Below are 10,239 nucleotides of genomic sequence, written 5' to 3' on the forward strand. Positions count from 1 at the left end.
GCCTCCGGCGGATTTCCCGCTCGCGGGGCAGTGCCCCGCGCCGCTACGCGGCCGCGGGAAATGGGCCCGGAGGGACTCGAACCCCCAACCAAGCCGTTATGAGCGGCCCGCTCTAACCGTTGAGCTACAGGCCCAAAGCCCGCGCCTGCATGGCAAGCGCCGCGGCTTCATGCAAGCCCGGCGAGCACCTTGGCCGTGGCGCCGCTGATATCGCCGAGCTTCTCCCCCGCCGCGCAGCGGGCCTGGACGGTAAGGCCGCGTTCCTGGCGGGCGATGGCGGCGCGGGCCTCGGCCTCGGCTTCCCCGGGTGGCAGGACCAGGACGCCGGATTCATCGGCCAGGATCGCATCGCCCGGCATGACGACAACGCCACCGATCGAAACCGGCACGTTCATCCGCCCGCCGAGGTCGTAGATGCGCGTCGTGATCGGCGCCAGGCCACGGCACCACAGGGGAAAATCGCTGGCCTCCACTTCCTCGATATCCGTGCAGGCGCCGTCCACGATGCCGGCCTTGGCGCCGGCGGCCTTGGCGGCGACCGTCACGCCGCCGCCCCAGCAGGCGTGGCGGTCATCGCCCAGGCGGTCCACCACCAGGATGTCCCCCGGCCGCAGCAGGCCGAGCGCGTGGTGCAGAATGGTCGAGTCGGGCCCGGGGATCTGGACGGTGACGGCGGTGCCGGCGACGCGGCGGCGCAGCAGGCCCTGGATCTTCCGGTCGCAGAAACCCCAGTGGCGCCAATGGCCGACGGTCGCGGTCTCCGTCTGCTCCAGCAGGGCCACGATTTCCGCGCTGATCGGGTTGGGCATGGGTTCGACGACGTAGCGGGCCATGGGGCTCAGTTCCTTCCAACGGCGCGGGTGAAGCCGACCAGGCGTTCCACCAGCAGGACAACGGCAAGGGCGACGACGATCAGCGTCATCGCCAGGGCGGCGACGAGGGGATCGGTCCGGTTCTCGGCATAGCGGAACATCTCGACCGGCAGGGTCGAGAGGCGGGGGCCGACCAGGAACAGGCTGATGACCGTCTCGTCGAAGGACACCAGGAAGCACAGCGCCCCGGCGGCGATGGCGCCGGGGGCGGCAAGCGGCAGGGTGATGCGGAGCGCCGCCTGGAAGGGCGTGGCGCCGAGTGTCCAGGCCGCTTCCTCCAGGTCCTTCGGCACGGCGCCGAAGGCGGTGGTCATGATGCGGACGGCGAAGGGGATGGCGACCATGGCATGGGCCAGCACCAGGCCGGGCCAGGTGGCGGCCAGCTTCACGGGTTGCAGCGCCAGCAGCAGCGCGAGGCCCAAGACCAGCGTCGGCAGCAGCAGCGGCGCAGCGAGGAAGGCCGCCATGGCGCCGCGCCCCGGGAATTCGAGGCGGGCGATGGCATAGGCGGCCGGCCCGCCGGCCAGCAGGGCGATCACCGCGACAATGGCGGCCAGCACGGCGGAATTGCGCAAGGCCGCCATGAGTTCGGCGTTGGAGACCAGCGCCCCGTACCAGCGCAATGACAGGCCGGGCGGCGGAAAGGTCAGGAAATCGCCGGCGGAGAAGGAGATGGCGCAGACCAGCACCGCCGGCGCCAGCAGCAGCGCATAGCCGCAGATCGCCGCGATACGCAGCACCCAGCCCGGCTTCATCGCGCCACCCGCGCCACCACGGCGCGCAGCGCCATGGCGAGCGCCAGCGACCCCAGCAGCAGCATCGCCATGGCCGCCGCCGCGGGCCAGTCCACGGTTTCCAGCGCCAGGTCGAAGATCTCGGTCGCGACGACGAAGACGCGCCCGCCCCCCATCAGCCGCGGCGTGACGAAGGCGGAAACGCCGAGCACGAAGACGAGCAGGAAGGCCGCCGCCAACGCGGGGGCCGCGAGCGGCAGGGTCACGCGGAGGAACGTCTTCGTCCGTGTCGCGCCCAGCGTCGCCGCCGCTTCCTCCAGCCGCGAATCCAGCCGTCCGAGCCCCGCGATCAGCACCAGGCAGGCATAGGGCATCAGGCTTTCCGTCAGCCCGATGCGCACGCCGGTCCAGTTGTTGATGAGGCGGACGGGATCATCGGACAGGCCGGCGAAGGCCAGCATCGCGTTGATCATGCCCCGGTCGCCCAGGATCGCCATCCACCCCACGACGCGCGCGGTGGAGGAAACCAGCAGCGGCGCCACCGCCATCAAGGACAGCAGCCCCCGCCATTGCGGCGGCGCGCTGCGGATCAGCAGCGCGACAGGCAGCGCCAGCGCCACCGCGATGGCGCCACAGGTGGCGGAGAGCGTCGCGGTGTTCCAGGCCAGTTCCCAGGTGAAGTCATCCTCCACCAGCTTCGCCATGGTCTCGAAGCTGAGTGCCTCCTCCATCGCGCCCATATCGGTGGTGCGGTTGAGGCTGATGCGGGCCAGCAGCGCCACGGGCCAGACGAAGCCCACCCCCAGCACCAGCGCCGCCGGCAGGCAGAGCAGCAGCCCGATCACGCCGCGAAGACCCGGACATCGGCGGCGCGGAAGCCGAGGCGGATCGAATCCCCCACGCGCAGATCGGCGCCCGGCGATCCACCGGGCAGGTCCGCGATGAGGCGACCGGCGGGGGTGGCGCAATCCAGCGTCACCAAATCGCCCGTATAGGTGCGGCGGGACAGCGTGGCGGGCAGGATGTTCTCCGCCATCTCGCCATCGCGCAGCGGGCGGACGTGATGGGGGCGGATGAAGATTTCCGCGGCACCGGTGGCCGGCGTCTCCGCGGCGCGAAGTTCGGCATCGCCGACGCGCAGCAGGCCTGGCTGTTCGACCACCGCGGGCAGGCGCGCGGCGCGGCCGACGAAGGTGGCGACGAAGCGCGTGGCGGGACGCTCGAAGATTGCCTCCGGCGTGGCCAACTGCTCGATCCGGCCTTCATTCATCACGGCGACAAGGTCCGCCATGGCCAGCGCCTCCGTCTGGTCATGCGTCACGAAGACGGCCGTGGTGCCGAGGCGCTGCTGGAGCGACCGGATCTCGTCACGCACCTCCTCCCGCAGCTTGGCATCAAGGGCGCTGAGCGGTTCGTCCAGCAGCAGCAGGTCCGGGCGCGGGGCGAGCGCGCGGGCCAGCGCAACGCGCTGCTGCTGCCCGCCGGACAGCTGCCGCGGCTTGCGGGCGGCAAGCGCGCCGAGGCCGACGAGGGACAGGGCTTCCGCCACCCGCGGCGCGCGATCGGCGCGGGGGTGGCCCCGCATCTCCAGCCCGAAGGCGACGTTCTGCGCAGCGGTCATGTGGGGGAACAGCGCGTAGGATTGGAACACCACGCCCATGTTCCGCTTGTGCGGCGGCAGGGCGGTGACGTCCCGCCCCGCGACACGGATGCGGCCGGCATCCGGCACCTCCAGCCCCGCGATCATGCGCAGCGTGGTGGTCTTGCCGCAGCCCGATGGGCCGAGCAGCGCCAGCAGCGCCCCCTGCCCGAGTTCGAGGGAGACGCCATCCACCGCCGGATGCGCCGCGCCGGGGAAGCGGCGCGTCAGCGCCTCCAGCCTGAGATGGCTCACGCGACGATGCGCCGCGACGAAGCCGTCAGCGCCCCGAGGCCGAGATCACTTCCCGCCGCCAGCGCTGGTTCCAGCCATCGCGCAGGCGCACCATCTCCGTCCAGTCCAGCGGGATGACGCGGTTGCGGAATTCCGGCGCCAGGGCCGTGCGGGCCATGGCTTCCGGTGCGACCTGGGCGCGGGTGTTGGTCGGGCCGTAGAACATGCGTTCCGTGAACGCCTTCTGCGCATCGGCGGACAGCGCATGGGCCGCGAGGGCGAGGGCCTGGGCGCGGTTCTTGCTGTTGGCGACGATGTTGATGGTGTTGATCTGGAAGACGGTCCCTTCCTCCGGCAGCACCACCCCGATGCGGCCCTGGGACTGGTCCCGATACAGCTGCGCGCGGGCGTTCCAGCCGGTGGCGAAGCGGACCTGGTCGTTCAGGATCAGCGTGTAGCCATCGGGGTTGGGATCGAAGGTCTGCACCGCCGGCGCGATTTCACGCAGCCGCGGCATGGCGGCGTTGAGGTTCTGCCACGACCCGCCATTGGCATGGGCCAGGATGGCCGTCATCGCCAGGCCCTGGATGTTCGGCGGCGCGGACAGCGCGATGCGGCCGCGATGCGCGGGGTCCCACATCGCCGCCCAGCGGGTCGGCGCCGGGGTCACGGCGCGCGTGTCATAGACCATGACGAGGTGGTCATAGGTGACGGCCGGGCCGCAGGCGCCGCCGGATGCGCGCGCCTGGTCGTCCAGTTCCGCGATCACCGGCAGGGTGGTGGCGTCGATGCGCTCCACCAGGCCCTCCGCGCAGGCGATGGCGGCGGTCGTCACATCCATGATGACCAGGTCGATCTGCGGATCGGCGCGCTGGGCGCGCAGCGTGCCGAGCATCTGCGCGCTGGTGCCGCCCTCATGATACTGCACCGCCGTGCCGCTGCGGGCGGCGAAGGGCGCCAGAACCGTCTGGGTGTAGTTGTCCTTGAAGATGCCGGCATAGGCCTGGAGCGTGACGCGCCCGCCCGTCTGTGCCCCGCCAGTCTGGGCGTCAGCGGGCGCGGCGGCGAGGAAGGCCGCGGCGGCGTAGGCGAGGATGCGCATCAGGGGGCTCCCGGCAGGGTTATCGCCGGCAGCATCGCCCCGAAGCGCGCCCCCTGCCAAGAGCCAAGGCTTCCCGGCCATCCAGCGGAAAGGCGGGCGCGTGCCCGGCGCCACCCTTCCGCCTGGCGGGATATCAATTGGCCAGGAAGGCCCGGATGCGGTCGGCCAGCGGCGCCATGCCGACGACGCCGTTGAGGTGGCCGAGCGGGCCCGTCACCTCCGCGAAGTCCACGGGGCGGCCGAGGCGGCGGAGCGTCGCCACCATCTCCGTGTTGTAGTCCAGCATGAAGACGCGGTCGGTCGGGCTGGCCACGACGAACCAGCGCGCCTGGCTGCGGGACAGCGCGGCCTCGCTGCTGGCGTATTCATGCAGGAACAGCTGGTTGGCGCGGACGAGGTAGAGGAAGTGGTTGGCGTCCGAGACCCGGGCGCGGGCCATCGCGGCCTCGTCCAGGAAACGCTCCACCTCGAACCGGTCGCCGATGCGGCGCAGCGGGTCCTGGCCTTCCGCCGCGCGGCGGCCGAAACGGGCGAGCGCCGGGCGGTCCTGCGCCTGGACCGTGACGATCTTCAGCGCCTCCGCCAGGCCACGCGTGGGCGGTTCGCGGCCTTGCGCGTAGTAGTCGCCATTGTTGAAATTGGGGTCGAGCCGGATGGGGCTTTCCCAGATGTCGAGCCAGGCGATGGCCCAGGGATCGAATTCGGAACTGCCGATCACCGGCATCACGCGGTCGATCATCTGCGGATAGGCAGCGGCCCATTCGATGGCCTGCAGCGCACCCATGGAAGCACCGGTCACCAGCGCGAGCCGCCGGACGCCCAGGCTGTCCAGCAGGCGCTTCTGCACCTCGATGAAGTCGCGCATGGCGATGACGGGGAATTCCAGCGCCCAGGGCCGGCCCGTGGCCGGGTTCACCGAGACCGGGCCGGTCGTGACCGTGCGGCCATCCCGGACATTGAGGTTCACGAGCGTGTCGGAGGAGATGACGAAGTAGCGGTTGGTGTCGATCGCGCGGCCCGGGCCGATGATGGCGTCCCAGTAGCCGGCGGGCTGGCCTTCCGCGTAGCGGCCGAAGGCGTGGCTGTTGCCGGAGAAGAAATGCGTGACGATCACGGCATTGTCGCCGGCCGCGTTCAGCGTGCCCGCGGTCTGGTAGCCGATGCGGATGGTGGGGATCGTGGCGCCACCGCGGGTCACGTAGCCCGTGGTCTCGAAGACCTTCTTCTCCACGATTTCCGTCGCTGGCGCCGGGGTGGCCGCAGGGGTGGCCGCAGGGCCCTGGGCGATGGCGGGCGCCTGCGACAGGGCGGCCAGCGCCAGGGTGGCGGCGAATAGAAGGCGGCGTTTCATGGATCGGTCCCTCCCCAGGGTTGCGGGCATGGTGATCCCGCCCCGCCATGTGGCGCAAGCGTCCGCTACCGCGGAAGGCGCAAGGGTCCGCTACCGCGGAAAGGGCCCATGCGCTACAAGCAGGCGCAGCAACCGCTTCCAGAGGTCCAAGCCCCATGAACCTGGCCAAGATCCCGACCGGCAAGGCCCCGCCGCATGACGTCAATGTGGTGGTGGAGATCCCCCAGGGCAGCCAGGTGAAGTATGAGCTGGACAAGGAGAGCGGCGCGGTGGTCGTGGACCGCTTCCTTTTCACGCCCATGGCCTATCCGGCCGCCTACGGCTTCATCCCCGGCACGCTGGCCGATGATGGCGACCCCGCCGACGTCCTGGTGCTGACCCCCGCCCCCGTGGTCCCGGGCTGCGTCATCCGCGCCCGCCCGATCGGCGTGCTGCACATGGAGGACGAGGCCGGTTCGGATGAAAAGCTGGTCTGCGTGCCCCACGACAAGGTGCACCCGATGTTCTCCGGCATCACCAGCGCCGAGGAACTGCCGCAGATCACGCGCGCGACGATCGAGCACTTCTTCGCCACCTACAAGGACCTGGAGTCCGACAAGTGGGTGAAGGTCCGCGGCTGGGGCCCCGCCAGCGAGGCGGCGGAGATCATCCTGAAGTCCATGGCGGCCTACAAGAACGATTCCAAGGAATAGGGCGCTTCCGCCCCTTCGGGGGCGGCCTTTCCCCACCTGCATGACAGCGTGACCGGCCCGCGCGACTTTTTCTGTCGCGCGGCAACCATGCGGCGTTGCCACGGCCCTGCGCCCCCGGCAAGCTTTCCCCAGCCCGGCTTCCGGGCCAAGGCAAAGGCGCCCGCGCCCCCGCCCCGGCCCACGGCCAGGCGATCCAGCAAACCCGGATAACCGGGAAGCAGAGGGGGAGAGGCTGCCTTGATGACGCTATCGTTGTTGCTGATCATCGCGCTGGGCGGGTTGGCCATCGCCTACAGCGTGGTGACGGCGAAGGATGTCCTCAGCCGGGATGCCGGCAATGCGCGGATGCAGGAGATCGCGGCGGCGATCAGCGAAGGCGCATCCGCCTATCTGCGGCGCCAATACACCACCATCGGAATCGTCGGCGTGGTGCTGTTCTTTGTCATCCTGGCGGCCTTCGGCTTCGGCGGGCACGCCTTCGCCGTGGGCATCGGCTTCCTGATCGGCGCGGTGCTGTCCGGGGCCGCGGGCTTCATCGGCATGAACGTATCGGTGCGGGCCAATGTCCGCACGGCGCAGGCCGCGACGCAGTCCCTCGCCTCCGGCCTCGATGTCGCGTTCAAGTCGGGCGCCATCACGGGGATGCTGGTGGCGGGGCTCGCCCTGCTGGGGGTCGCCGTCTACTTCATGATCCTGGTGCCGATCGGCGGCCTGGCCGCCAATTCGCGCGTGGTCATTGATGCGCTGGTGGCGCTGGGCTTCGGCGCCTCCCTCATCTCCATCTTCGCGCGCCTCGGCGGCGGCATCTTCACCAAGGGCGCGGATGTCGGCGGCGACATGGTCGGCAAGGTGGAAGCCGGCATTCCCGAGGATGACCCCCGCAACCCCGCCACCATCGCGGATAATGTGGGCGACAATGTCGGCGACTGCGCCGGCATGGCGGCCGATCTGTTCGAGACCTATGCGGTGACGATGGTCGCCACCATGGTGCTGGCCGCGATCTCCTTCAGCGCGGAAGGCCGCATCGCGGCAATGATCTTCCCGCTGGCGATCGGCGCGGTCTGCGTCGTCACCTCCATCATCGGCACCTACTTCGTGAAGCTGCCGGCGAACAACAACATCATGGGCGCGATGTACCGGGGCTTCATCGTCACCGGCGTGCTCTCGCTCATCGTGCTGCTGCCGCTCTGCTACATCGCCTTCGGCACGGGCACGGTGACGGCGGGCGGCGTCACCTTCGGCGCCTTCAGCCTGTTCCTCTGCGGGGCCGTGGGCCTGGCGGTGACGGCGGCGATCGTGGTGGTGACGGAATACTACACGGGCACGGATTTCCGCCCCGTGCGGTCCATCGCGGAAGCCAGCCAGACCGGCCACGGCACCAATGTGATCCGCGGGCTCGCCGTGTCGATGGAAAGCACGGCCCTGCCGGCGCTGATCATCATCGCGGGCGTGCTTTCCTCCTATGGTCTGGCGGGCCTCTACGGCATCGCCATCGCGACGACGACGATGCTGGCCCTGGCGGGCATGGTCGTGGCGCTCGATGCCTTCGGCCCCGTCACGGACAATGCCGGCGGCATCGCGGAAATGGCGGGGCTGCCGAAGGAGGTCCGGGTCTCCACCGATGCGCTGGATGCCGTGGGCAACACGACCAAGGCGGTGACGAAGGGCTATGCGATCGGCTCCGCGGGCCTTGGCGCGCTGGTGCTCTTCGCGGCCTATACGCAGGATCTGAACTACTTCATCGCCAATCCGCAGACCTATCCCTACTTCGCGGGGATCGGGGCGATGACCTTCAGCCTGTCGGACCCCTATGTCGTGGTCGGCCTGCTGTTCGGTGGGCTGCTGCCCTACCTGTTCGGCGGCATGTCGATGACCGCCGTCGGCCGCGCCGCGACCGCGGTGGTGGAGGAAGTGCGCCGGCAGTTCCGCGAACATCCGGGCATCATGACGGGGGCGGAGAAGCCGGATTACGGCCGCGCCGTCGACATGCTCACCAAGGCCGCGATCCGGGAGATGATCATCCCCTCCCTGCTCCCGGTGCTCAGCCCGATCGTCGTCTTCGTCGTGATCCTGCTGATCGGCGGGAAGGCGGCGGCGTTCTCGGCGCTGGGTGCGATGCTGCTCGGCGTCATCGTCACGGGCTTCTTTGTCGCGGTCAGCATGACCACGGGCGGCGGCGCCTGGGACAACGCGAAGAAGTACATCGAGGAAGGCCATTACGGCGGCAAGGGCAGCGAGGCCCATAAGGCCGCCGTGACCGGCGACACCGTGGGCGATCCCTACAAGGATACCTCCGGCCCCGCGGTGAACCCGATGATCAAGATCACGAACATCGTGGCGCTGCTGCTGCTGGCGATCCTGGCGCATAGCTGAGCCAGCATCGCTGAAACGAGGAAGGCCGGCGGAGCGATCCGCCGGCCTTTGTCATGAGAGCTTCAAGCGTTCCGGGATCGAAAGCCCAAGCCGCAGCGGCACCGGCCAGACCTCCCTTACCGTGCGGATCAATCGGAAGCCGGCGGCCTGGTAGTTGGGCAGGGCGCGGGGATGGTCGGCGCTGCAGGTATTGACCGTCAGCGCGCGGGCGTGGTCGCCCCAGGCCTCGTCCACCGCGTGGCGCAACAGCGCGCGGCCGGCGCCATGGCCGATGGCATGCGGCATCAGGCCGAAATAGGCCAGGTTGATGCCGTGGTCGCTGCGGCGTTCCAGTTCATAGAAACCTGCGGGTTCGCCGCCGTGATACAGCACATGGATGCTGATCTCCGGCCGCGCCAGCAGGGACGCGATCTCGCTGTCCGGCACGGTGCGGCGCAGCCACCAGACATAGTCGCGCCCGACCGTGTCGTAGAGATAGCGGTAGAAGGGCACGGAGCATTGCGCCACGCGCTGCACCACGCTGCCCCGCGGCAGCGGCGGGGGCGCATCATCCGGCGGGCTGTCCATCCGCAGGAAGGTGACATCCACCGCGATGCGCTGGACCGGTTCCCGGGCCACGGCGATGGTCGCCACCTCAATTGTCCAGGAAGCTGCGCAGCTTGCGGCTGCGGCTGGGGTGCTTCAGCTTGCGCAGCGCCTTCGCCTCGATCTGCCGGATGCGTTCGCGCGTCACGTTGAACTGCTGGCCCACTTCCTCCAGCGTGTGGTCGGTGTTCATGCCGATGCCGAAGCGCATGCGCAGCACGCGTTCCTCGCGCGGCGTCAGCGACGACAGCACGCGGGTCGTGGCTTCGCGGAGGTTGGACTGGATCGCGGCATCCAGCGGGATGATGGCGTTCTTGTCCTCGATGAAATCGCCGAGGTGGCTGTCCTCCTCGTCGCCGATCGGCGTCTCGAGGCTGATCGGCTCCTTCGCGATCTTGAGAACCTTCCGGACTTTCTCGAGTGGCATGCCGAGTTTCTCGGCCAGCTCCTCCGGCGTTGGCTCCCGGCCGATCTCGTGCAGCATTTGCCGGGACGTGCGGACCAGCTTGTTGATCGTCTCGATCATATGGACCGGGATGCGGATGGTCCGCGCCTGGTCGGCGATGCTGCGCGTGATGGCCTGCCGGATCCACCAGGTCGCATAGGTGCTGAACTTGTAGCCGCGGCGGTATTCGAACTTATCGACCGCCTTCATCA

The 10,239-nt window shown here is 69.5% G+C and carries 10 protein-coding genes and 1 tRNA gene; 2 read left to right on the forward strand and 9 right to left on the reverse strand.

Going from position 1 to position 10,239, the window contains the following annotated elements; translation table 11 throughout:
- Positions 1-61: 61 nt before the first annotated feature.
- The 7 genes from ACTIE5_RS17560 to ACTIE5_RS17590 all read right to left on the reverse strand — a co-directional run bounded on the left by ACTIE5_RS17560 (position 62) and on the right by ACTIE5_RS17590 (position 5,932).
- Positions 62-134: transfer RNA gene (locus ACTIE5_RS17560), tRNA-Ile, on the reverse strand.
- Between the two features lie 33 nt (positions 135-167).
- On the reverse strand, positions 168-833 hold the full coding sequence (locus ACTIE5_RS17565; RefSeq protein WP_439551006.1) for an RraA family protein: 666 nt from the start codon (positions 831-833) through the stop codon (positions 168-170).
- Between the two features lie 5 nt (positions 834-838).
- Entirely contained in the window at positions 839-1,627 is a 789-nt protein-coding gene (locus ACTIE5_RS17570; RefSeq protein WP_439551007.1) for an ABC transporter permease, read from the reverse strand.
- Positions 1,624-2,451, reverse strand: a complete 828-nt coding sequence (locus ACTIE5_RS17575; RefSeq protein WP_439551008.1) for an ABC transporter permease — start codon at positions 2,449-2,451, stop codon at positions 1,624-1,626. The genes ACTIE5_RS17570 and ACTIE5_RS17575 overlap by 4 nt, the downstream gene beginning before the upstream one ends.
- A complete protein-coding gene (locus ACTIE5_RS17580) occupies positions 2,448-3,500 on the reverse strand; it encodes an ABC transporter ATP-binding protein (RefSeq protein ID WP_439551009.1) in 1,053 nt (350 codons plus the stop codon). The genes ACTIE5_RS17575 and ACTIE5_RS17580 overlap by 4 nt, the downstream gene beginning before the upstream one ends.
- 25 nt (positions 3,501-3,525) lie before the next feature.
- Positions 3,526-4,581 (reverse strand): extracellular solute-binding protein, encoded by a 1,056-nt coding sequence (locus tag ACTIE5_RS17585; protein ID WP_439551010.1) that lies wholly within the window; start codon positions 4,579-4,581, stop codon positions 3,526-3,528.
- 133 nt (positions 4,582-4,714) lie between these two features.
- Positions 4,715-5,932, reverse strand: a complete 1,218-nt coding sequence (locus tag ACTIE5_RS17590) for an E22 family MetX-like putative esterase (RefSeq protein ID WP_439551011.1) — start codon at positions 5,930-5,932, stop codon at positions 4,715-4,717.
- A gap of 155 nt (positions 5,933-6,087) precedes the next feature.
- Here ACTIE5_RS17590 and ppa point away from each other — a divergent pair, with 155 nt between their 5' ends.
- The gene (gene ppa, locus ACTIE5_RS17595; RefSeq protein WP_439551012.1) at positions 6,088-6,624 is read left to right on the forward strand and encodes an inorganic diphosphatase; all 537 of its coding nucleotides are present in this window, start codon (positions 6,088-6,090) and stop codon (positions 6,622-6,624) included.
- 240 nt (positions 6,625-6,864) lie between these two features.
- On the forward strand, positions 6,865-8,997 hold the full coding sequence (locus ACTIE5_RS17600) for a sodium-translocating pyrophosphatase (RefSeq protein ID WP_439551015.1): 2,133 nt from the start codon (positions 6,865-6,867) through the stop codon (positions 8,995-8,997).
- A 51-nt stretch (positions 8,998-9,048) separates the two neighbouring features.
- Here ACTIE5_RS17600 and ACTIE5_RS17605 read toward each other — a convergent pair whose 3' ends face one another.
- Both ACTIE5_RS17605 and ACTIE5_RS17610 read right to left on the reverse strand, forming a co-directional pair.
- Positions 9,049-9,630, reverse strand: coding sequence for a GNAT family N-acetyltransferase (locus tag ACTIE5_RS17605; RefSeq protein ID WP_439551013.1), 582 nt, complete (start codon positions 9,628-9,630; stop codon positions 9,049-9,051).
- A gap of 1 nt (position 9,631) precedes the next feature.
- Positions 9,632-10,239, reverse strand: a 608-nt coding sequence (locus ACTIE5_RS17610) for a sigma-70 family RNA polymerase sigma factor (RefSeq protein WP_439551014.1), incomplete at its 5' end; no start/stop codon positions are given.

The sequence above is a fragment of the Falsiroseomonas sp. genome (genome assembly GCF_051859025.1).
GTDB lineage: Bacteria > Pseudomonadota > Alphaproteobacteria > Acetobacterales > Acetobacteraceae > Falsiroseomonas.

What these genes read in the sequence shown, in the direction of transcription:
- ACTIE5_RS17565 (WP_439551006.1), bottom strand. Translation starts at nt 833, where the DNA reads ATGGCCCGCTACGTCGTCGAACCCATGCCCAACCCGATCAGCGCGGAA.
- ACTIE5_RS17570 (WP_439551007.1), bottom strand. Translation starts at nt 1,627, where the DNA reads ATGAAGCCGGGCTGGGTGCTGCGTATCGCGGCGATCTGCGGCTATGCG.
- ACTIE5_RS17585 (WP_439551010.1), bottom strand. Translation starts at nt 4,581, where the DNA reads ATGCGCATCCTCGCCTACGCCGCCGCGGCCTTCCTCGCCGCCGCGCCC.
- ACTIE5_RS17590 (WP_439551011.1), bottom strand. Translation starts at nt 5,932, where the DNA reads ATGAAACGCCGCCTTCTATTCGCCGCCACCCTGGCGCTGGCCGCCCTG.
- ppa (WP_439551012.1), top strand. Translation starts at nt 6,088, where the DNA reads ATGAACCTGGCCAAGATCCCGACCGGCAAGGCCCCGCCGCATGACGTC.
- ACTIE5_RS17600 (WP_439551015.1), top strand. Translation starts at nt 6,865, where the DNA reads ATGACGCTATCGTTGTTGCTGATCATCGCGCTGGGCGGGTTGGCCATC.